The sequence below is a fragment of the Embleya sp. L77 genome (assembly GCF_055557415.1).
Window position 1 is genome coordinate 1388317 of sequence record NZ_CM145709.1, and the last position, 22094, is coordinate 1410410.

Here is a 22094-nt window from a genome sequence, read left to right on the forward strand (position 1 = left end):
GTCGAGTGTCTCCGACAAGAAGCCCTGGCAATTTGGAATATGACGAATAGTCAGGCGACCCCGGCCGTACTCACACGGCGGGGTCTTCGACGGCCGCGGGGATCTCGCCCTGGGCCATCTCCTCGACGAAGCGTTGCAACAGCGTGGCGAACGTCTCGCGGTCCGTGTCGCTCCAGCGGTCGAGCATCTCGCTCATCCGTCGATCCATGACGTCGTTGAGCCGGCGTCGGACCGAGTCGCCGCGCGGCGTGAGCGAGACGAGGCTGACCCGCCCGTCGTCCGGGCTGGGCGAGCGCCGTACGTAGCCCTCCCGCTCCAGTTGGCCCACCTGGCGTGCGGTGGCGCCCGGGTCCATGTTCGTCATGCGCGCCAACTCCCCCATCGGGAGCGGGCCTTGCTTCTCGATGCGGCGCAGCAGCACATAGGCGGGCTGCGAGATGGTCGCGCCCGCCGCGGCGGCCTGGCCCGCGTACACTCGGCGGCTGGCGTGGCGCCGAAGCAGGGCCTCCAGCGCCCGCTGGATCGCTTCGACGTTTTCGGTGGAGTTCACCCGACCATGATAGCAGTCCTTGACTGCGTCAATTTAATACCGTGCGATAACGTGCATAACTCGGATCGGATTCCGAACCCGGCGCACCTCGCGACCAAAGGTCGCATTGGTGGATGGGCGACGAACGGGGCTTCGGATCCGGCGAGATCAGCGCACGGCGAGGTCTGCGGTACACAGCGGTACACGCGACACCCTCGCGATCGGGTGTGATCAGACTTGATTGATATCCGCGGCGAGCGGGCGAGCGGCCCGGTTACGGCCGCTATGCGGCCCGGCCGAGTGGCCCGGTTATGCGTCCGGCCTAAGCGGTCGCCTCGGTCCCGACGGAGGAAACGAGACCGAGACGACCTGCCCATGGACTATGTCAGTCGTCAGACGATCAGACAATGGCAACCGGATTGATGGGGCTACCCGTTGCGCCCGTGACCGGAAGCGGGGCGACACACAACAGACACGAATAGGCGCCCGCTTCCGCCATGGCCTCGGCAAGGTCGGTCAACCACAGGTGTTCGAGGAGCGGAACACCGGATTCGACGAGCAACGCGATGTGTACCGACAGAAACCGATCATCGAACGGAATGCACTCGATCGCGCTGTTGTCCGCGCCTACGACGCTGATGTCGCAGGCCCGAACGTACTCCACCGCGTCGAGCGAGAGACCGGGTTGGGCGAACGAGGGTTCGCGGCCCGAGGCGACCGTGGCCCGGTACTCGTCCAGGTAACCGGTGCGCACCAGCAGCGCATCGCCGGAGCGGACCTCGACCCCCTGCCGCTCGGCGCACCCGGCCAGATCGGCGCCGGTGATCTTGTATCCGCCCTCCAGGTACGGCGTGTCGAAGTGCCGCGGCAGGTCGAGCAGCACCGCCCGGGTCGCGAACGCGCCGAGCTTGTCGATCCCGCAACGGCCGGCGCCGGTGTGCGAGCGGAAGCTGTCGGCCGGGAAGCCGTTGTAGAAACGCCCCTTGGCCTGCACGTGGCACAGCGCGTCCATGTGCGTGAGGTTGTGCGACGGGATGATCAGCACGTCCTCGTTCGAGCCGACGTCGTCGCCGCCCTCGAACCCCTCGTACATCGCGTCGGTCTGGCTCACCAGCGTCAGCCGCTGCGGTGTGCCTCGGAAGTCGAAGGCGGGCTGGTTGCCGCGCACGATGGGCAGGGCGAGCGAGTACGACCGCCCGGTCCGGATCTCGTAGGCGGCGGCCCGGACGCCGGCGGGCTCGATCAGATTGAGCGCCCCGCGTTCGTCCTCGGCACCCCAGCGCCCCCAGTTGCCGGCGGCGGGCGGAGGGTCGTCTCCGGGCGCGGGTTCGGACCCGAGCGAGGGCCCGACCCCGGGCGGGGTTTCGGATCCGGTTCCAAGCGATGATTCGGACCCGGGCGCGGTTGCGTCCGTGTCGGATCGGGTGTCGTCCGTCATGCTCGGGCGGTCCTCTCGGGCGGCCGGGCGGATCGGCGATCCGCGTCCGGCGGGCGGGCCGGGCGGATCGGCGATCCGGCCGGGCGGTCCGGTCCGGGCGGGCCTCAGAACGCGATGACGCCGCGCGCGATCCGTCCGTTGTGCATGTCGTCGAGCACGTCGTGGAAGCCGTCGACCGGGTAGACCTTGGAAACCAGCGCGTCCAGGTCGAACTTGCCCTGTCGGTACAGCTCGACGATCGCCCGGATGTCCTCGTGCGGACGCACGCCGCCGGCGCGTGTGCCCAGGATGCCTCGGTCGCACTGGAGCAGGTTGGCGATCCGGATGTTGGCGGTCGCGGTCTGCGCGGGCTGGCCGACGGCGATCAGCGTGCCGCCCCAGTCCAGCGCCTCCATGGCGTTCTCCAACACGGCCGGGATGCCGGTGCACTCGAAGATCCAGTCCACGCCGCCCGCGCCGAACACGCCGACCTTGACCTCGTCGCTGAACGGGAAGAGGGTGCGGATCTCGTCCGCGACGTCCACGCCCTTCCCGGACTTGACGAAGTCGGTCGCGCCGAACTTGCCGGCCAACTCGAACTTGCCGGGCACGGTGTCGACGCCCACCACGCGGCCTGCGCCCTTGAGCCGGAGCGCCTGGACGGCGGACAGGCCGACCCCGCCGAGGCCGATCACGGCCGCGGTCTGGCCGGGCAGTACGTTCGCCCGGTTGAGCACCGCACCCGCGCCGGTGACCACGCCGCACGGGACCAGGCACGCGGAGGTCAGCGGCACGTCCTTGGGGATGGTCACGCACTGGATTTCCTTGACCAGGGTCAGCTCGGCGAAGGTGGACGCGCCGGCGAAGTTCCACACCGGCTCGTCGCCGATCGCGAACGGCGTGCCCCGGTTGCCCAGCGTCTGCCGACAGCGGTTGGGGTGTCCGGTCTGGCAGTGCCGACACATCCCGCACGCGGCGATCGTGGTGATCACCACGTGGTCGCCGGGCGCCACCGAACCGACTCCCGCGCCGACCTTCTCCACGATGCCGGCGCCCTCGTGCCCGAGCACGGACGGCGTCGGCCACTCGATGACGCCCTCCAGCACGCTGACATCGCTGTGACAGACCCCGGTCGCGACGATCCGCACCAGGACTTCACCGGCCTCCGGGTCACGGACGGTGACATCGTCCCGGATCTCGGCGCCCGTGGCGGTGTGCAGGATCGCGCGCATGTACCGTCTCCTCGTTCCGGGCGGACGGCCCGCCGCGAGGTGTGTTCGCCGCGCATCGGACCGGCCCACCCCAAGCCGAACTTCCACATCCTTGATCACTACAACGATGTCGATTATTCACCGCGCGCCGAAGAGGTCAAGGCATACCGGACCCAGGATCTGACGGACCGTCGGCTGCGGAACCACGCCGGGCGACACGGCCGCACGGCCGAAACCGCCTGCACGATCCTGCACGATCGCGCCCCGGGAGAACCGCGCCGGCAACCCGTCCGAGTATCGGAGTCTCTCGGATGTCGGGGCGCCGGGGACGGGGTCTCGCGACGTCCGGGCGGCCGAGTGGCCGGGCGGCGGAGCGTCCAGGTGGCGGGGCGCCGGATGTCGCAGTGCCCGGTTGCCCGGTCCCGGACGGAGCCGATGATTCACAGCGTCCACATGCCGGCGTGCTCCCCCGACCCGTCACCGACACGGCGCAATGAGAACGACACGGACGGACGCGCCTCCGCGCAACGAGAGGACAGCCGGGATACCTTGGCCGACATGTCGACAAAAACGGTGCATGTCACCCATTACACGGTCCAGTCCGGTAACACGCTCACGGCCATCGCGGGCATGTTCGGGACGACGATCGAGCGCCTCGTCCAGTTGAACGGCATCCCGAACCCGGACCGGATCGACGTCGGTCAAAGGCTCATCGTCAACGAGTCCCCCACACCCCACGACACCTTCTACACGGTGAAGTCCGGCGACACGCTCACGGCCATCGCCCGCAAGTACGGGACGACGATCGAGCGCCTCGTCCAGTTGAACGGCATCCCGAACCCGGACCGGATCGACGTCGGACAGCGGCTGATCGTCGCCAAGTCGGCACCGGCACAGGCCTGAGAACACGGGTGAACGGCGGTTGGGATCCCAACCGCCGTTCACCCCCGATCCGTTCGACCCGCGTGCGGGGGTTCAGCAGACGACGTCCGACGAGTTGGCCCAGAAAGTCAGGAACGACCAGGTCTGCGGGCCGCAGATGCCGTCGACAGTGATATCGGCGCACGACTGGAACCGGCGCGTCGCGGCCTCGGTCACCGGCCCGAACACTCCGTCCTCCGCGAGTTTGTCCCCGGTCAACGAGTGGTTGAGGTAGCACTGCTCCTGCTTGACCGCGTCTCCCGTAGAACCACGCTTGATCGTGGGCCTCTGGACGCTGTAATTGCAGGGCTGATTGATCTCGCCGGGCATGGTCGGCTTTTTCACTGGCGTGGTTTCCGTCTTCGGGGCGCGGTTTCAGCCTTCGGGGCGCGCTTCCGTCGCTCGGCCGCCGCGCGATTTCGGCTCGCTCGGCGCGACCACGGGCATCGCGCGTCGGGTTCGACGCGCTCGGTTCGGCCGTGATCGCTCGCGCCCGTCCCAGCGGAACACAAGGCACTACGAACCGCATGTCATCGGCCCCCTCGAAGGAGTAACCGCGAGGGAGGTGATCGGGCGATTCGGCGGGAATCTCGGGGCCGGCACCCACCGGCGACGCATGCACCCGCATGCCGCGGGCTGCGCCGATCGTGGGACGAACCGAGGACCGTGTCACCCGGATCGATACGGCGAAGCGTCGCGGAGAGGTCCGACGGCCCCGCAAGGTCCGGTGCCGCGCTCGGCGCCCGATGCCGCGACCGAGTCGAGGACGATCCGCCGTCGCGCCGTCGGATCAGTCGATCGCCGGATCAGTCGGTCCCCGGATCAGTCGATCATCGGGCTGCGGCGTTCCAGGAGGGTTACGTCGCGCCACCGGCCGTGGTGGCGGCCGACTCTTTCGCGTGTGCCGATGGTGCGAAACCCCAGGGCCGTGTGCAGGGCCAGGCTGCCGGTGTTCTCCGGGAAGATGCCGGCCTGGATGGTCCATACGCCGGCCGCCTCGGTGGAGTCGATCTGGGCGGCGAGCAGGGCACGGCCCACTCCCCGGCCCGCCGCGTCGGGGTGGACGTAGATCGAGGTCTCCACCACGCCGCGGTAGACCGCGCGCTTGGACGTCTCGCTCGCGGCCACCCAGCCGAGTACCGTCTCGGTGCTCCGGTCGAGCGCGACGAAACGGTGGTCCGGCAGTTTGCCCGCGTCGAATTCCGCCCACTCCGGCGCGCGCTCCTGGAACGTGGCGTCCCCGGTGTCGATGCCGAGTTGATAGATCGCGAGCACCCGGTCGGCGTGCTCGGCGCGCATCGGCACGATGGTCAAGGCGGTGGGGGCGGCGGCGGTGGTCATGGCGCTCTCCGGGGACGCGGTGGCCGGCAGAACCCCCATCCTGACGCAAATGCACATGCGCCCTCGCACCCACCCCGGTATATATCCCCGGATGGGAACACAGGCAGCACAGGACGTGGAATCGACGGTCGTACGCGCCGTCGCGGTATTGGCCGAGGCCACCGAGGGCGAACGGGACTGGTCCCGCCGGGCAGGCGGACTGGAGTGGGACTGTTGGTACACGCTCGTACACGTGGTCGGCGACCTGTACGCGTATGCCGGCCAGGTCGCGTCCGGCCGGATGGACGACTACGTCCCGGTGGACATCCAGGCCGACGACGACGCGACGCCGAGCACGATGTTGCACGCCGTCCGCGCCGGCGGCACTCTGCTGGCGACCATGGTGGCCACCCGGCCGGATTCGACCCGGGCATACCACCCGTACGGCATCTCCGATCCGGACGGCTTCGCGGGCATGGGCATGGTCGAGGTGATGGCCCACATGCACGATCTGGCGGCCGGCCTCGATCTGGCCTACGAGCCCGACTCGCGGATCTGCGGCCGGGTGCTGGCCCGGATGTTCCCGGACGCCCCCACCGGCTTCGCCCCGTGGCCCACCCTGCTGTGGTGTACCGGCCGTACCGAACTCCCGGGCCACCCGCGCCGGGTCGGCAAATGGCGCTGGCAGGGCCTGCCCGACGCGTAGGCCGGCCCGGCCGCGTGGGCCGGCCTCGGCGCGCGACCGGCAGTCGCGCCCTGCGGCGCCGATCGGGGCGGCCGGCGCCTACGCAACTCGCGTCCAGGCGGCGGCGCGTTCCGCGCGTCCGTGCCGGTGCGTCCGTGTGCCCGAGGATCCGCGCGTCGGAACTCGGGGGCTCTGGAGCAGACTTGGGCGCGCGGGTGCGCCGAGGGCGCTCCCGTTCCATCGCCCGAAGCGACCCAGGAGGAACACCATGCCCGCACCTTCCCTGGACGGACTCGGTTTCGCCCCGCTCGATCGTCCCGAGCACGGTGAGGTGGACGCGTCCACGTTCTTCACGTACCACGAGGCCGACGGAGTGGTCTGGGCCGAGTACAGCGGCGGCGACATCGTGCGCGGCCACCTGATCGGCACCCGGGACGGGGACACTCTGGACTTCCGCTACACGCAGCTCAACCGGTCCGGCGCCACCGCGTCCGGGCACTGTGTCAGTGCCGTCGTGGTGTTGCCGGACGGTCGGATCCGGCTGGAGGAGACGTGGGAGTGGGAGTCTCGGGAGGGCAGCGGTACCAGCGCCGTGGAGCAGGTCCTCGGCATGCGGACCTGACACCCGGTCGGTTGTCGGACGCGGTATCTACGTTGAACCCCAACGGACATCGCAACCGAAGGGGTGGGCCATGGGATTCAACGGGGACATCGTCGTATTACGCGCACGGACGCCGTTGCCGGACCTGGCACCCTACGTCGGTGGAAACGGACATCCGGTCTACGGCGAGTGGTCCTACGCGGACGGCTGGCGCGCTGTGCACGTGCGCCACTTCGAGGACCCGTACGCCTTCCAGGGGCCCTGGCTGACCGATCTGGCCGCCCGTACCGGCTCGCCCGTGCTGGTCTGCGGGGTGGTCGAGAGCGATGTCGCGCACGTCCAGGGGCTGAGCGGGACGGACTTCTGGGAGGGCTGGCTCGATCCGGGCAGCGCCGCCACGCAGTTGGCCGACGACCGGTGGAACAGGACCGGGCAGCAGGGCGACTTCGCCCGCTTCCGGGACGAGGCCGCGGCGTGGCTGGAGGAGGATCGGCCGCGCGTCGCCGAGGCGGCGGTGCGGTGGGCGGCGGCGGCCGGATACCGGGTCCGCGCCGAGCCGATCCTGGAATTGCTCAGCCTTGAACGGGACCCGTTCGTACAGCACCTGTTCTTCGATCTGCTCACGTGCCTGGGGCTGGTGTCGGTCTCCGAGCGGTGATCGGGCGGGCGGGGCTCACCCGGCCCGGTCCGCCTCGGTCTGCTCCGGCACCTTTTCCACCTGCGTGTCCTCCGGTCGAATCCGGCGGCCGTCCGCGGCGCGTACCTCCAGGGTTCGCAGCGGGCGGCCGTGGCGTCGATCCAGCAGCCTGGACTGCGGCTCGGCCGGCTCGAACCAGTGCGCCTCGCCCCACTGGCGCAGCGCGACGATCACGGGGAACAGGTCGCGGCCCTTGGCGGTCGGCACGTACTCGTTGTAGGCGCTTCCGTCCGACGCCGGGACCACCTCCAGGATCCCGCCGGCCACCAGCGTGCGCAGTCGTGCGCTGAGGATGTTCTTGGCCACGCCCAGGCTGCGTTGGAACTCGCCGAATCGTCGGCTCCCGTCGAACGCGTCGCGCACGATCAGCAACGACCACCAGTCGCCGATCGCATCCACCGAGCGCGCCACCGGACAGGTGCTCTCGTCGAACCGTGTGCGCTGCACCATGACCGACCCCTTCTTCCTCGTCTCGGGCGGCCACCCACGCCCACCCTGGTTGCAACATGCTACCAAGCTCGTCTAGCGTGCACTCGGTAGCAACTTGCAACCAGGCGCGGAAGGCGACGAGGCATGAGGAGCGTTGTATGGCAGCGACCGAGCAGGGCCCTCCGAGGCGGAACGGGGCGGCGACGGGCCGGTCGGGGGCGGATGGGGTGGGAGCCGGCAAGGCGCGGGCGGAGGGGGTGAGGGCCGGCGGGGCGGGAGGCGATGAGGCGAGGCAGGCCGACGAGACACGAACCGGCCGGTCGGGGGCGGACGGAGTGAGGGCCGACGCGGCAGTGCGGGTTGGCCAGGCCCGGACGGGTGGGGTGTGGGGCGGCAGGGCGCGGGCGGACGGGGCCGGAGGCGATCAGGCAGCCCGGATCGGCGAGGCCCGGACGGGCGAAGCCGGGGCGGAAGGAACGCGGGCCGACACGGCAGGGCGGGCCGGTGACGCACAGGCGGACGGGGCACGGCGGGACGGCAGGGCGCGGGCGGACGGTGCGGGCGCCGAGGCGGTACGACGGCCCGGCAAGGCACGGATCGGCCGGCCGCGGGGGCTTACCAAGGGGCAGACGCTTCTGTTTGCGGTTGCGGCCGGTGTTGCCGTGGCCGGCGTCTACCTCGCCCAGCCGCTTCTGGTGACCATGGGGCGCGACCTCGGTCTCGCGCCGGGCACCGTCGGCGTGGTGGTCACGCTCACTCAGGTCGGCTATGGGCTCGGGCTGTTCCTGCTCGTCCCGCTCGGCGACCTGATCGACCGTCGCCGGCTGATCGTGGGCCAATTCGCCCTGCTCGCCGTCGCGTCGGCCGCCGTCGGCCTGGCCGGTCACGCCGCGCTGCTGCTGGTCGCGATGATCGGCGTCGGCCTGCTCGCCGTGGTCACCCAGACGGTCGTCGCCCACGCCGCCTCGCTCGCCGCCCCGGCCGAACGCGGTCGCGTCGTCGGCGTGGTCACCAGCGGCGTCGTGATCGGCATCCTGCTCGCCCGCACGGTCTCCGGCACGGTGGCCGACCTGGCGGGCTGGCGTGCGGTGTACCTCGGCTCCGCCGCGTTGTCCCTGGTCCTGGCCGCGACGTTGTACCGGGTGCTGCCCCGCGGACACGACGACCGGGCCGTGGCGTCCGGCGGCGACCGGCCGAGCTATCGAGAGCTGCTCTTCTCGACGCTGACCCTGTTCGCGCAGGAGCGCCTCTTCCGGATCCGGGCCCTGTTCGCGCTGCTGATCTTCGCCGCCTTCAGCACCCTCTGGAGCAGCATCGCCCTCCCGCTGAGCGAGCCGCCGCTGTCCCTGTCGCACACCGCGATCGGCGCCTTCGGCCTGGCCGGCGCCGCCGGCGCGCTGGGGGCGATCCCGGCCGGCCGACTGAGCGACCGGGGCCACGCGAACCGGGTCACCGGGGTCGCCCTGGTTCTGCTGACGCTGTCCTGGCTGCCGCTGGCCTTCACCCGCCAGTCGTTGTGGGCGCTGGTGGTGGGCACGATCGTGCTCGACTTGGCCGTCCAGGCGGTACACGTGACCAACCAGACGCTGATCCACCCGCTGCGCCCGGACGCCGGAAGCCGGCTGATCGGCGGCTACATGATCTTCTACTCGATCGGCAGCGCCGGCGGAGCGATCTCCTCCACCACCCTGTACGCGGCGGCCGGCTGGCCGGCGGTGTGCCTGCTGGGCGCGGCCTTCGGGGCCCTGGCGCTGATGGTGTGGGCGGTGGATTCGCTCCGGAAGCCTCGGGAGGAGGGCGCGTCACCCGGGCCGGCCGTCACACCGTGAGCAGCACGTTCACGATCACGCCGACGACGAGCAGCAGGACGATCCAGGACCACACCGGGCGCTGCACCGGACGAGGCAGCGCTGGTCGATCGATCATGGCCGCACTCCTTCGTCGTGGGCGTCGACCGCTCTCGGACGAGCCGGGGACCCGCACAAACGTAGGATCCCGGGCGGTCCGCCGGCATCCCGGACGTGGGCGTTTCGAGGGTGGTGCGCGCACCACCCTCGAAAGGGGAACGGCTCGGCTGCCCGTCGGGCGCCGCGCCGGCGAGCTCGGTCACCCGGTCGCCTCGCCGCCCGACCTCCGCCTCACGCGTCGAAGGCGTCCCTGCGGGTGCGCGGGCGCTTGCGCGCGGCCGGGATCGGCTGCGGGGCGGCGCCCTCGACCACCGTGTTGCTCAGCGTCCCGATCCCCTCGACCGTGAGGGCAACCGTGTCGCCCGGCTTCAGCGGCGGCAACTCCCGGCCCAGGCCCCACAGTTCGCCGAGGCAGCCACCGTTGCCGCAGGTGCCGGTGCCCAGTACGTCGCCGGGGCGGATCCAGGTGCCGCGGGAGGCGTAGGCGACCAGTTCGGCGGGCGGCCAGCCCATGTTGACCAGCGAGTCGCGACCGATCTCGACACCGTTGACCGATGCGCGCAGCGCGATGTCCAGGAAGCCGTCGGAGTCCCGGTACGCCTCGAACTCGTCGGCGGTCACCAGCCACGGGCCGAGCGTGGTCGCGGTGTCCTTGCCCTTGCACGGCCCCAGACCGACCCGCATCTCGCGGGCCTGGAGGTCGCGCGCCGACCAGTCGTTGAAGATGGTGTAGCCGACGATGTGTTCCGCCGCCTGCTCGACCGTCAGGTCCTTGCCCGCGCGGCCGATCACGATGCCGACCTCCAACTCGAAGTCGAGCACGCTCGACCCCGGCGGCATCGGCACCACGTCCTCGGGGCCGATGATCGCGTAGGGGTTGGTGAAGTAGAAGGTGGGCAGTTCGTACCACTCGGGCACCACCGTCGCGTCCGGCCCCTGCACGGTGATCGCAACGCCCTCGACGTGCTCCTCGAACGCCACGAAGTCACGCACGGTGGGCGGCTGTAGTGGCGGCAACAACCGCACGTCGGCGAGGGCGACCGAGGGCTTCGACAGGGCCTGCTCGCCCACCGCGCGCAGCTCCTGGGCGCCGCGCTCGATCAAGCCGAGCAACGTTTCGCCGGCCGGCAGCGGGTGCACGGTGTCGCCGGCGCTCGACACCACCCCGGAGAGGATCGAGCCATTCAGGTCGAAGGTCGCGAACTTCACGATTGTTGCTCCTTGTTCCGTACGTGCCGAGGACCGGCGACGGTGTGTCGGTGTCGCCACATGATCACCGTCGCTAAATGATCACATCGGCGCCGGCCGGGTCGCGGCCCGCCGTCCGCCGAACGGCCGAGGGCGCTCGACACGCGACCGGCGGCTCCCGACGCGTCGGCTCAGGTCCGGAGTTCGGCGCCGGTCTTCGCGCGGACCTCGTCCTCGGTGACGTCGGGGGCTGTCTCGACCAGGAGCAGGCCGCGCTCGGTCACGTCGAGCACCGCGAGATCGGTGATGATCCGCTGGACGCAGCGCTTGCCGGTGAGCGGCAACGTGCAGGTCTCGACGATCTTGTGGTCGCCCTTGCGGGACACGTGCTCCATCAGCACGATCACCCGACGGGCGCCGTGCACGAGGTCCATCGCGCCGCCCATGCCCTTGATCATCTTGCCGGGAATGGTCCAGTTCGCCAGGTCGCCGACCGCGCTGACCTGCATCGCGCCCAGGATCGCGGCGTCGATGTGGCCGCCTCGGATCATCCCGAAGGACAGCGCCGAGTCGAAGAAGGAGGCGCCCGGCAGGACCGTGACGGTCTCCTTGCCGGCGTTGATCAGATCCGCGTCGACCTCGTCCTCGGTGGGATACGGTCCCACCCCCAGCAGCCCGTTCTCCGAGTGCAGCACCACGTGCACGCCGGGCGGGATGTGGTTGGGCACCAGTGTGGGCAGCCCGATCCCGAGATTGACGTACGAGCCGTCGGTCAGCTCGGTCGCCGCCCGCGCGGCCATCTCGTCCCTGGTCCAGGCCATCAGTCGCGCACCGTCCCCCGCGCCGCCGGCGCGGTGATCGTGGTCTTCTCGATCTGCTTCTCGGCGGCCTGCGCCGCGCTCAGCACCACCACCCGCTGGACGAACACTCCGGGCAGGTGCACCGCGTCCGGGTCGAGTTCGCCCGGTTCGACCAGTTCCTCGACCTCGGCAACGGTGATCCGGCCGGCCATCGCGGCGAGCGGGTTGAAGTTGCGCGCCGACTTGTCGAACACCAGGTTGCCGTGCCGGTCCCCGCGGACCGCGCGAACCAGCGCGTAGTCGGTGGTGATCGACTCCTCCAACACGTACTCGACGCCGTCGAAGAGACGCACTTCCTTGCGCGGCGAGGCCACCACCACGTTGCCGGCCGCGTCATAGCGCCAGGGCAGACCGCCCTCGGCGACCTGGGTGCCGACGCCGGCCGGCGTGAAGAACGCCGGGATGCCGCAGCCGCCCGCGCGCAGCCGTTCGGCGAGGGTGCCCTGCGGGGTGAGTTCGAGCTCGATCTCGCCGGAGAGGTACTGCCGGGCGAACTCCTTGTTCTCGCCGACATAGCTGCCGGTCGCGCGCGAGATGCGGCCGGCGTGCAACAGGATGCCGAGCCCCCATCGGTCCACGCCGCAGTTGTTGGAGACGACCCGCAGATCGCCGGCGCCCTGCGCGTACAGGGCACCGATCAGCACCGAGGGAATCCCGCACAGCCCGAACCCACCGACCGCGATCGAGGCCCCGTCCCCGATATCGGCCACCGCCGCCTCGGCCGTACCGACCACCTTGTCCATACCGACTCCGATCACCCACCAGCCCGACCCACCGACGCTATGCGCCGGCCGATCCGCCCCCCACCCCCTCCTTCCACCCACCGGAAGCCACCCGGCCACATATCCGACACCGAAGCCCCAGCCACCCAAATCCATCCCGGCCGCCGCATGAGGCCAACGCACCCCAGCCGGCGCATGAGGCAAATCAGCCCGGCCGGCGTTGGAGGCCAAGTAGCCCGGCCGGCGCTTGAGGCCACCCAGCCCCGCCGGCGCTTGAGGCGAACCCAGCCCACCAAAGCGCAACGCCGACCGAACACAACCTCAGCCCGGCCGGCGCATGAGGCCACCCAGCCCCGCCGGCGCTTGAGGCGAACCAGCCCGGCCGGCGCTTGAGGCCAAGGGCCCGGCCGGCGTCGGAGGCCCCAACCCACGGGCCACCCAAGCCGCAGGCCGGGCCACCCCGTCACGCGTAGCAGGAAAGCGGCTTGCCATCGTTGAACGTGACCATGTCACCGAGCGCACCGTAGATGTCGATCGACGCAGCCCGCTCCGCCCCGTTCAACTCGGCATAGGCGCGGTGCAGGTTGCCGACGATCCGCTCGGAGTCGGACAGCGCCGCGTACTCGCCCAGGTCCGTCTCGCGCGCCACGCTCAGCGGGTCCAGGCCGGCTTCCAGACCCTTGCGGGCGGTGTCCAGAAGGAAGTTCGTGTACCCGATCGCGTAGTCGATCTGCTCGGGACCGCACACCTCACCGTGCCCGGGGACCAGCGTCGTCGGGCCCAACGCCTTGATCCGCTCCAGCACTTCGAGGTAGCCGGCGGGCGAGCCCATCAGCAGGAACGGCGTGCCGCCGTTGAAGATCAGGTCGCCCGTGTACAGGACGCCCTGCTCCTCCAGCCACACCACCGAGTCGTTCGAGGTGTGCGCCGGACCGAAGTGCCGTACCTGCGCCCGCAGTTCGCCCGCGTACACGGTGACGCTGTCGGTGAAGGTCAGGAACGGCGGCACCGCGCGCACACCGCCCCAGCCGACACCCGGCCAGATCGCCTCGACCTCCATGATGCCGAGGTTGAGGATCTCGGCCCGGGTGTTCTCGTGCGCCACGATGGTGGCCGACTCGAACAGGTAGTTCCCGTTCGTGTGGTCGCCGTGGTGGTGCGTGTTGATCAGGGTGCGCACCGGGGCGTCGGTGTGCTTGGCGATGGTCTCCTGGAGCATCCGGGTCCGGGCCTCGGTGGCGCAACCGTCGATCGCGACGACGCCCTCCGGACCGACCAGGAAGCCGGTGTTGTTGATCCACCAGGTGCCGTCCGGCTGGATGTACGCGAACGCTCCGTCGGCCACCTCCTGGACGCGAGGCGGATCCATCCGGCCGTGATCGTGCTGCGACGTGCTCATCGATACTCCCGATCGACTGGGGGTGTGCGTTGACGTGCATACACCGCCGACCACCCGATGCGCAGCCTGACGAGCCGTCAGTTGCCGCGTCCGGTAGGGCTTGTCCCGGGATGTCCGGGGCCCGGCGGCTCGATCGAGCTCAGTTCACGACGCGACCGGTGAATGCGGCGAGCCGGTCCGCGGCCGGCGCGTCGGCGTCCACCGGCTGCACCGGACCGAACGCGCGACCCTCGCCGCGCGCGGCGTCCGGGAGGGTGGTGCGCATGCGCTCCAGGAGCGTCTCGGCGAGTTCGGGGTCGAGGTCGGTCGGCTTGCCCAGTGCGCGGGCCAGGTCCCAGGCGTGGACAAAAATGTCGCCGGTGGCCAGGCCGAGCAGGAAGCCGCCGTTCCGCTCGCCGAACGGGGTCTTGATCGACGCGGCGATCCGCTCCGGCGTGAAGGTCGCCAGCATCGTCTCGACCACCGCCTCGAAGTCCTCCCGGGGGTCCTCGGAGACCGGCTCGCTCGGCCCGGCCAGGGCCGCCGCGAGGCCGCGCTGAGCACCGGTGGCGTGGGCGAGCAGACCCCGTACGTCCCATTCGTCACACGGACACGCGAGTCCGAGCTTGGCGTCGTCGACCTCGGCGAGCAGCGGGCGGAACGCGTCGACGGCGCGCTTGTACTGGGTTATCTGATCCACGAGGGCTCCTTCGAGGGATGACGCCGCGCTGACACGGCGTGCTTTCGGGGTGACGCACGACGGGCAGCGGTCAGGCTACGCCCGGGCCCGGGCGGCGGATACGGCCGGTTGGGGAATGTTTGGCGGCTGCACGTATGTTTCCTTTTCGGTGCGTCCGCCGCCGTGACCGTCGGTACGTCCGTCTGTACAGCACCCGAGGTGCCCGGGTCCCGAGGCGCCGCCCGCCGCCGTGCGCCGAGCGCCCGCGACCACCGAGCAAGGAAGCCGGAGAGCAAGTGAAGGTCGAGATCTACAGCGATATCGCGTGTCCGTGGTGCTACGTCGGGAAGCGGCGCTTCGAGCGGGCGCTCGCGGCGTTCCCGGGCGCCGAGGACGTGCGAGTCACGTATCGTCCCTACCAGCTTGACCCGAGCACCCCCGCGGAGCCGTCGCCGCTGCGCGAGCGACTGGCCGAGAAGTTCGGCGCGGCCAACCTGGACGGGATGAACGCGCGGCTCGCCGAAGTGGGCACCGCCGAGGGCATCGGCTTCGACTTCACCCGGGCCCTGTCGGTGAACACGCTGACCGCTCACCGGGTGTTGTGGCTCGCGCTGACCGAGTTCGGCGCGGCGGCCCAGGCCGCGCTCAAGGATCGGCTGCTCGCGGCGTACTTCGCCGAGGGCGAGAACGTCGCCGACCACGCCCGGTTGACCGAGTTCGCGGTCGAGGCCGGTCTGGACCGGGACCGGGTGGTCGCCTTCCTCGCCTCGGACGAGGGCACCGACGAGGTCCGGCGCGAGATCGCCGAGGCGCAGGAGATGGGCGTCACCGCCGTGCCGACGTTCGTGTTCGAGGGCAAGTGGGCGGTGCAGGGTGCCCAGGAGGCGTCCACGTTCCTCCAGGTCCTGGAGCAGGTACGAGAGCAGGTACGCGAGCAGAGCGGCGGGTCGGCGGCAACCGCGCCGGCGGCCGACGGCGACGCGTGCGCCGACGGTTCCTGCGCGGTGTGAGCGCCCCGGGGGGAACGACCGGGCGGTTGTCCGTCGAGCGCCTGCAACGGGCCCGGTGGGCCGCGCTGTGGGTGTTCTTCGCGTTCAGCGCCGCGGTGGCGGACTTCCTGGCCCGGATCCCGCAGTTCAAGGAGGATCTGGGGCTCGACGACGCCCAGTTGGGGTTGGCCCTGCTCGGTTCGCCGGTGGGCGCGCTGGTGGCGGTGCAGCTCGCGGGCAGCGCCGCCGGACGCTGGGGCAGCAAGCGGGTCGCCCGGGTTTCGGTGATCGGCGGGTGTCTGGCGCTGTTCCTGCCCGCGTTCGCCTGGAACCTGCCCTCCCTGGCGGTCGGCCTGCTGGTCCTGGGCGGGCTGATGGGGTTCACCGATGTCGCGGCGAACGCGCAGGGTGTCGCGATCGAGCAGCAGTTGCGTCGGCCGATCATGAACGGCCTGCACGGCGGTTACAGCCTCGGCGGGCTGTTCGGCGCGCTGGTCGGCTCCGGCGCGGCGGCCCTGGGCATCACGCCCAGGGTGCACCTGTCGGTGATGGCGCTCGTGCTCGCGGTCGGGGCGTGGGCGAGTTCGCGTGCGCTGCTGGGCGTCGCTGACGATCCGCACGTGCACTCGCCGGCGGAGCCGGATGCAAAGGCCGTGAGGGCTGTGGTGCCCGAGAGCGCCGAGCCGACCATCGGCGGTGTGGCCCGGCTGCTCGCCGGCTATCGCGCGGTGGTCCTGCTCGCCCTGATCGGGCTGTGCTCGTTCGTCGGCGAGGGCGCGGTGGCCGATTGGAGCGGGGTGCATCTGCGCGAGACGCTGGACGGTTCGGCGGGCGTCGCCGGGTTGGGCTTCGCGGGCATGTCGGTGGCGATGGCGGCGGGCCGGTTCGCGGGCGACCGGGTGGTGGAACGGTTCGGCCCGGTACGGGTGTTGCGGATCGGCGCGCTGATCGCCGCACTGGGCATGACACTCGCGCTGGCCACGCCGTGGCCGGCGGTTTCGGTGCTCGGGTTCACGCTGTTCGGCGTCGGGGTGGCCCCGGTCGCCCCGGTGACGTTCAGCGCGGCCGGCAACACCCCGGGGGTGCCCGCCGCGTGGGCCATCTCGCGGGTGACCGGGATCGCCTACATCGGGCTGCTCGCCGGCCCGCCGGTGATCGGCTTCATCGCCCACCACACCAGCTTGACCACGGCGTTGGCGATCCCGGCGGTACTGGTCGCGATCATCGCCCTGACCGCGGGCGCGGTCCGCCGCTGAGCCGCTCCGTCCTCGGGCGCGCTCGGCCGTCCCGGCACCCGAGGACACCCGGCGCACGAGCTTCGCCTCGCCGGATCTCCCCGTCCTGACCCACCCGCGCCCGCGGCCGGCCCGCGCCGGGTCGCCGGGGCGCGGGCCCGGGCGTCAATTCAGCTTGTGCGCGTACTTGATGCCCTTTGCGTCCCAGCGCGCCTCGTGTGCCGCGGCGCGGGTGCGGAAGTCCGCCCAGTCGCGCCGTTCCGGACGGGACCAGGCGGCCTCGGCGACCGAGGCGATCCGCGGGAAGAGCAGATACTCGGCGTCCGCGACGCTCCTGATCGTCTCGCCCCACAGCGCGCCCTCGACACCGAGCACGGCGTCCGCGGGCATGCCGGGCAGGTGCGTCGAGGGTTCCCAGTCGTAGGACTTGCGCACGTCGACGGTGCCGGCCCAGGTCACCCCCAGCCGCTCGCCGCCGCTGTATTTCATGTCCAGGTAGGCGTGGTCGGCCGGCGCCATCACCACCTTGTGCCCGGCCCGCGCGGCGGCCACGACCTCGGCGGCGTCCTGCTTGGACGCGCCCCAGTACTCCAGGATCGCCCCCGGCGCCGGGTCGCCGGAGGCGAGTTGGTGCCAGGCCATGGTCTGTTTGCCGTGCTTGGCCACCAGCGGCTGGGCCCGGGCCATGAAGGCCCGATACTGCGCGGGCTCGAGGGTGTGCGTCTCGTCGCCGCCGATGTGCAGGTAGGGCCCGGGGGTGAGTTCCGCGAGCCGGCCGAGCACTTCGTCCAGGAACGTATAGGTGGCCTCGCCGTCGACGCGCAGCGAGGAGAAGCCGACCTGGGTGCCGGTATAGGGAACGTGCGGTTTGCCGTCGTGGGCCAGTTCCGGGTAGGCGACGATCGCCGCGTTGGTGTGCCCCGGCATGTCGATCTCGGGCACCACGGTGATGAAGCGCTCGCCCGCGTAGTCGGTCACCGCGCGGTAGTCGTCCGCCGTCCAGAACCCGCCCGGGCCGCCGCCCACCTGGGTGGACGCGCCGATCCCGGTGAGCCTGGGGCGTCCCTCGATGGCGATCCGCCACCCCTGGTCGTCGGTCAGGTGCAGATGCAGGTGGTTGAACTTGTAGGCGGCGAGGTGGTCGATCAGTCGGCGCATCTCGGCGGGCGGATAGAAGTGCCGGGCCAGGTCGATCATGATGCCCCGGTACGGATACCGGGGTGCGTCCCGGACCACGGCCGGGCGCAACTCGAACGGCGGCTTTGCCGGCACCAGTTGGCGCAGCGTCTGGGCGCCACGGTAGAGGCCGACCGGCGCGCCCGCGCGGATCGCGGCGCCGTGCTCGGTGACGACCAGTTCGTACGCCTCGTCGCCGTCGGGTCGGCCGGCCGGGTCGGGGTCGGGGACCAGGGAGATGTCGGTGCCGGTGCGCGATCGTGCTTCGACCACCACGGGCAGCGGCAGGCCGGTGGCGGCCCGCAGTTCGGCGGCGACGACTTCGGCGACCGCCCGCGCGGCCTCGGTCGCGGCCCGCACCCGGGTGTCCCGGGCGGGTGTCCAGGGTCGGCCCGGGCCGCCGAGCGCCTCGACCGGGATCGGCACGAGCCCGCGCGCGTCGGCGTGCAGCGGTCCGCTCGGCGACTGCGGGGTCTCGGCCGCGGCGGTGGTCGGCGGGGCCGGGCCGCCCGCTCCGCTCGGGTCGGCCTTCGGCGTGCCGCCGGAGGAGGAGGTTGCGTCGGTGATCCATACGGCCGCCCCCGCCGCGGCGATCGGCACGGTGAGGAAAAAAGCCAGGGCGCGTCGCCGCATCATGTGACTCTCCCAAATCGATCCGTCGGGATCGGTCTCGACCCAGTCTAGGCAGCCCTCGGCGACGGTCCGGTTGGTCGACACACCGATAAACGGAAGGCAACGGTCCGGTATATCCCAACGAATGGTTGGCAAACGGGCATCGAGCGGTGGGTGGCGAAATACGGATATAGAGGCCGGACAGACGACGTCGGGGTCAAATGCCGTGATATCACGGCGTGTAGGATCATGCCCGGTCATCGATATTCCTTCGCAGCGTTAACTTACGCATGTCAACATTCGGGGGCGTATGCCGGGCTCTCGTCCCTTTACCCACCGGCCACTGCGAGCACACGTGCGAATGCCGCTAGGCTCTGCCCGTCGTGCACGGAATAGGACGCGATCCGCGTCACCGAAAGCGCAAGACCGGAAAGTGCGAATCATCGGGAAAATGACGTACTTGACAAGCGGAATACTCGACTCCGTATCCCTGCCTCGCTCCACCCCGGCGGCAACGACCTGGTGGTGGACGACCTGAACATCACACGGAAACTCGTCCTGCTCGTCGCCGTGCCGCTCACCGTGATGGTGGGCTCCGCGGGACTCGCCGTGTCCACCACGACCGGCGAGGCCCTCGACGCGAACCGCCTGCGCTCGCTGACCAAGGTCTCCGCCGAGGCCGGTGAACTCGCGCACCGCCTGCAGAGCGAACGCGCCGCCGCTGCCGCGGTGCTGTGGCCGGAGGCCGGCAACGGCGCGCTGGTCACGTACCACCAGCGCACCGCAGCGACGGACGAGAGCGCCACGCGCTACCGCAAGCTGCGCAAGGACCTGGGCTCGATCCCCGGCAACACCAAGGAACGACTGCGCAGGCTGGACGCGGGTCTGACCGACCTGACCGCGCTGCGCGTGCAGGTCCAGGCGCCCAAGGGCACCTCGCTGACCGCCGTCGTCTTCCGCTACCGCATCCTGATCGCGGACGCGCTCGACTACCGCGACAGCGTGGCCCAGGCCGGTGGCGCGGGCGCGGACAACTCGGACCGCCTGCGTGCCGCCGCCGCGCTCTCGCACGCCACGGAGTGGCTCGGACAACAACAGACGGCGGTCCTGCGCGCCTTGGCGTCCAGCCGGATCTCGCCGTCCCAACAGCAGGACATCCTGGCCACCCGGACCGGCTACGACGAGAGCGAGACGTCCTTCGAGTCGCTCGCCGACGAGGAGTGGCTGGGCTGGCTGGAACTCGCCCAGACCGGCCCGGAGATCCTGGCCGTGCACCAACTGGAAGACGCCGTCTCCCGGGCCAAGGTGGACACGCCCATCCTGATCAGTCAGGACGTGTGGACCAAGGCGACCGCGGACCGGATCGCCCGGATCAGCGACGTCGAACGACGCGTGGACGCATCGGTGCTGTCCTCGGTCAGCGACGAACGCGACGACCGCCGCTGGTGGGCGATCGGGCAGGCCGCCGCGGTGCTGCTCGCGCTGGCCGCCGCGGTACTCCTGGTGCTGCGCCTGGGTCGACCGATGACCCGCGAACTGCTGCGTCTTCGCGACACCGCACACGAGGTGGCCTACACCGGCCTGCCGGACGCGGTGGCCAAGCTCCAGCAGGGCCGCTCGCTCGACGGCGCGACCGCCGACGAGATCGCCGAACGCGCGGGCACCCCGATCGAGGTACGCGGCAAGGACGAGATCGCCGAGGTGGGCTCGGCGTTCAACACCGTCTTCACCGCCGCCGTGCGGATCGCCGCCGAACAGGCGGTCCTGCGCGCCGGTATCGCCACCGTGCTGGTCGCCCTCGCGCGCCGCAACCAGCGGCTCACCGACGGCCTGGTCAAGGTCCTCGACGAGGCCGAGGCGCACGAGCACGACCCGGACCGGCTCAAGCGGCTGTACTCGCTCGACCACCTGGTCCAGCGCATGGGCCGCAACAACACCAGCCTGCTGGTGCTCGGCGGCGAGGGCACCGCCCGCGTGCGCGAGGACGCGCTGCTCCTGGACGTCGCACGCGCGGCGATCGGCCGCATCGAACGGTTCACCCGGGTGGACCCCGGCGCGGTGGACCCGCGCATCCTGATCGCCGGGCGGGCCCGCGACGACGTCGCGCACCTGCTCGCCGAACTGCTGGACAACGCGACCAAGTTCAGCCGTCCGGAGACCTGGGTGGTACTCCAGGCGAACCGGCGCGGCGACGGCGCGGTGCTCACCATCACCGACTCCGGCGTGGGCATCACCCCGGAACGGCTGGCCGCGTTCAACGAACGCCTCGCCTCACCCGCCCAGTTGGACGTGCACGCGGTGCGCGCGATGGGTCTGACCGTGGCCGGCCACCTGGCCACGCGCTACGGCATCACGATCACCCTGAGCCAGGGGGCGCAGGGCGGCACGGTCGCCGAGGTGGGCCTGCCCGAGGACATCGTGGTCTTCCGCGATCGCCCGGGCCGACACCGCGGTGTGCCCAAGCCCGAGGTCACTCCCCTGCCCGCCTCCGGTCGGGTGCCGGACGTGGGAGTACGGGCCGGCGGCCACCCGGACCCGGGCCCGTTCGAGCCGGTCGCGAACGTGTTCACGCCGACCCGACCCCAACCGGTCAGCGACGCGGCTGCCCCGGGACCGCGCGAGCCCGCGCCCTCGGGACTGCGCTTCACCGGTACGCGGCCGCCCGCGCCCGAGGCCCCGACGCCGCCCGCACTCGCCCCGATGGGCTCGGCCGAACGCGCCGAGCGCCCGGAGCAGCCGCAGGCACCCGCGGCTCCGGCGCCGGACTCGGCACTGCCCAACCGCACCACGAACACGGGCCTGCCACTGCGGGTTCGCCGGGACACGCCCAGTGTGCACCCGGGCAGCCCTCCCGCTCCCGCCGCGCCGCTGGTCGGCTCGGCCGGGACGCCCGCCCGGGCGAACACCACGCCGGACCGTCGCGACGCCCGCCAGGTGTCCGCGGCGATGTCCGCCTTCGCGCAGGGCATCGGGCACAGTCGGGCCCGTCGCGCCCCCTCGCCCCGCCCCGGCGGCGGCGAACCGGATCACAAGGAGAGATCGTGACCCACCCCACCGCAGCCGATCTCAGCTGGCTGCTCAACGATTTCGCCACCCGGGTGCCCGAGGTACTGCATGCCGTCGCGGTCTCCGCGGACGGTCTCGTGGTGGCCAACACCAGCACGCTGCCGCAGGACCGCGCCGACCAGCTCGGCGCGGTCGCCTCCGGCCTGGTCAGCCTGCTGGCGGGCGCCGCGCGCCTGTTCGGCACCGACCCGGTGGCGAGCAACCTGACCGAAATGAACGGCGCGTTCATGTTCTCCATGCAGGTCAGCGACGGCGCCTCGCTGTTGGTACTGGCCTCGCGCGAGTGCGACATCGGCCAGGTCTCGTTCGAGATGGCCGAGCTGATCAACCAGGTCGGCCCGGCCCTGACCCCTGCCGCCCGCGAGCGCTTCCTGCACGTGCAGCGCGGCGCGTTGGGCTGACCGACACACCCACGCGTCCCTCCCGACGCGGCCCACTCGACCGCTCGACGCTGTACCCGTCACAACCCTGG

General features: G+C 71.2%; 21 protein-coding genes. 9 read left to right on the forward strand and 12 right to left on the reverse strand.

Annotated elements, in window-relative coordinates; all coding sequences use genetic code 11:
- Positions 1–70: 70 nt before the first annotated feature.
- The 3 genes from ACZOOI_RS05580 to ACZOOI_RS05590 form a co-directional block, all read right to left on the reverse strand.
- Entirely contained in the window at positions 71–550 is a 480-nt protein-coding gene (locus ACZOOI_RS05580) for a MarR family winged helix-turn-helix transcriptional regulator (RefSeq protein ID WP_020555350.1), read from the reverse strand.
- 379 nt (positions 551–929) lie between these two features.
- Entirely contained in the window at positions 930–1967 is a 1038-nt protein-coding gene (locus ACZOOI_RS05585; RefSeq protein WP_465279705.1) for a cyclase family protein, read from the reverse strand.
- Positions 1968–2071: 104 nt separating this feature from the next.
- Entirely contained in the window at positions 2072–3178 is a 1107-nt protein-coding gene (locus tag ACZOOI_RS05590) for an alcohol dehydrogenase catalytic domain-containing protein (RefSeq protein WP_465279706.1), read from the reverse strand.
- Between the two features lie 528 nt (positions 3179–3706).
- Between ACZOOI_RS05590 and ACZOOI_RS05595 the strand changes: the two genes are divergently transcribed.
- The gene (locus tag ACZOOI_RS05595; protein WP_465279707.1) at positions 3707–4060 is read left to right on the forward strand and encodes a LysM peptidoglycan-binding domain-containing protein; all 354 of its coding nucleotides are present in this window, start codon (positions 3707–3709) and stop codon (positions 4058–4060) included.
- Positions 4061–4132: 72 nt separating this feature from the next.
- Here the strand turns inward: ACZOOI_RS05595 and ACZOOI_RS05600 are convergent, their stop codons facing one another.
- Positions 4133–4423 carry a peptidoglycan-binding domain-containing protein gene (locus tag ACZOOI_RS05600; RefSeq protein WP_465279708.1) on the reverse strand — a complete coding sequence of 97 codons (291 nt, stop codon included), beginning with the start codon at positions 4421–4423 and terminating at the stop codon, positions 4133–4135.
- A gap of 477 nt (positions 4424–4900) precedes the next feature.
- Positions 4901–5419: a GNAT family N-acetyltransferase gene (locus ACZOOI_RS05605; RefSeq protein WP_465279709.1), complete on the reverse strand. Its 519-nt coding sequence runs from the start codon at positions 5417–5419 to the stop codon at positions 4901–4903.
- A 91-nt stretch (positions 5420–5510) separates the two neighbouring features.
- On the opposite strand from ACZOOI_RS05605, the gene ACZOOI_RS05610 reads away from it, so the two are divergent.
- From ACZOOI_RS05610 to ACZOOI_RS05620, 3 genes are all read left to right on the forward strand, one after another.
- Positions 5511–6104, forward strand: a complete 594-nt coding sequence (locus ACZOOI_RS05610) for a hypothetical protein (RefSeq protein WP_465279710.1) — start codon at positions 5511–5513, stop codon at positions 6102–6104.
- A 247-nt stretch (positions 6105–6351) separates the two neighbouring features.
- Positions 6352–6705, forward strand: coding sequence for an avidin-fold protein (locus ACZOOI_RS05615; RefSeq protein WP_465279711.1), 354 nt, complete (start codon positions 6352–6354; stop codon positions 6703–6705).
- 70 nt (positions 6706–6775) lie between these two features.
- The gene (locus ACZOOI_RS05620; RefSeq protein ID WP_465279712.1) at positions 6776–7342 is read left to right on the forward strand and encodes a hypothetical protein; all 567 of its coding nucleotides are present in this window, start codon (positions 6776–6778) and stop codon (positions 7340–7342) included.
- Positions 7343–7357: 15 nt separating this feature from the next.
- On the opposite strand, the gene ACZOOI_RS05625 is transcribed toward ACZOOI_RS05620, so the two are convergent.
- Entirely contained in the window at positions 7358–7831 is a 474-nt protein-coding gene (locus ACZOOI_RS05625; protein ID WP_465279713.1) for a winged helix-turn-helix transcriptional regulator, read from the reverse strand.
- A 575-nt stretch (positions 7832–8406) separates the two neighbouring features.
- Here ACZOOI_RS05625 and ACZOOI_RS05630 point away from each other — a divergent pair.
- Entirely contained in the window at positions 8407–9639 is a 1233-nt protein-coding gene (locus tag ACZOOI_RS05630) for an MFS transporter (RefSeq protein ID WP_465281120.1), read from the forward strand.
- Positions 9640–9948: 309 nt separating this feature from the next.
- On the opposite strand, the gene ACZOOI_RS05635 is transcribed toward ACZOOI_RS05630, so the two are convergent.
- The 5 genes from ACZOOI_RS05635 to ACZOOI_RS05655 form a co-directional block, all read right to left on the reverse strand.
- Positions 9949–10926: a fumarylacetoacetate hydrolase family protein gene (locus ACZOOI_RS05635; RefSeq protein WP_465279714.1), complete on the reverse strand. Its 978-nt coding sequence runs from the start codon at positions 10924–10926 to the stop codon at positions 9949–9951.
- 170 nt (positions 10927–11096) lie between these two features.
- On the reverse strand, positions 11097–11726 hold the full coding sequence (locus tag ACZOOI_RS05640) for a CoA transferase subunit B (RefSeq protein WP_465279715.1): 630 nt from the start codon (positions 11724–11726) through the stop codon (positions 11097–11099).
- Positions 11726–12508 carry a CoA transferase subunit A gene (locus tag ACZOOI_RS05645; protein WP_391584822.1) on the reverse strand — a complete coding sequence of 261 codons (783 nt, stop codon included), beginning with the start codon at positions 12506–12508 and terminating at the stop codon, positions 11726–11728. The genes ACZOOI_RS05640 and ACZOOI_RS05645 overlap by 1 nt, the downstream gene beginning before the upstream one ends.
- Positions 12509–12950: 442 nt before the next feature.
- Positions 12951–13886 (reverse strand): MBL fold metallo-hydrolase, encoded by a 936-nt coding sequence (locus ACZOOI_RS05650; RefSeq protein WP_465279716.1) that lies wholly within the window; start codon positions 13884–13886, stop codon positions 12951–12953.
- Between the two features lie 139 nt (positions 13887–14025).
- Positions 14026–14565, reverse strand: a complete 540-nt coding sequence (locus ACZOOI_RS05655; protein ID WP_465279717.1) for a TIGR03086 family metal-binding protein — start codon at positions 14563–14565, stop codon at positions 14026–14028.
- 275 nt (positions 14566–14840) lie between these two features.
- Between ACZOOI_RS05655 and ACZOOI_RS05660 the strand changes: the two genes are divergently transcribed.
- Both ACZOOI_RS05660 and ACZOOI_RS05665 read left to right on the forward strand, forming a co-directional pair.
- On the forward strand, positions 14841–15554 hold the full coding sequence (locus ACZOOI_RS05660) for a DsbA family oxidoreductase (RefSeq protein WP_465279718.1): 714 nt from the start codon (positions 14841–14843) through the stop codon (positions 15552–15554).
- Positions 15555–15580: 26 nt separating this feature from the next.
- On the forward strand, positions 15581–16789 hold the full coding sequence (locus ACZOOI_RS05665) for an MFS transporter (RefSeq protein ID WP_465279719.1): 1209 nt from the start codon (positions 15581–15583) through the stop codon (positions 16787–16789).
- A gap of 144 nt (positions 16790–16933) precedes the next feature.
- On the opposite strand, the gene ACZOOI_RS05670 is transcribed toward ACZOOI_RS05665, so the two are convergent.
- A complete protein-coding gene (locus ACZOOI_RS05670) occupies positions 16934–18580 on the reverse strand; it encodes a family 20 glycosylhydrolase (RefSeq protein ID WP_465279720.1) in 1647 nt (548 codons plus the stop codon).
- A 501-nt stretch (positions 18581–19081) separates the two neighbouring features.
- Between ACZOOI_RS05670 and ACZOOI_RS05675 the strand changes: the two genes are divergently transcribed.
- Positions 19082–21601, forward strand: a complete 2520-nt coding sequence (locus ACZOOI_RS05675; protein ID WP_465279721.1) for a sensor histidine kinase — start codon at positions 19082–19084, stop codon at positions 21599–21601.
- Positions 21598–22023, forward strand: a complete 426-nt coding sequence (locus tag ACZOOI_RS05680) for a roadblock/LC7 domain-containing protein (protein ID WP_020555367.1) — start codon at positions 21598–21600, stop codon at positions 22021–22023. Before ACZOOI_RS05675 ends, ACZOOI_RS05680 begins: the two co-directional genes overlap by 4 nt.
- Positions 22024–22094: the final 71 nt, after the last annotated feature.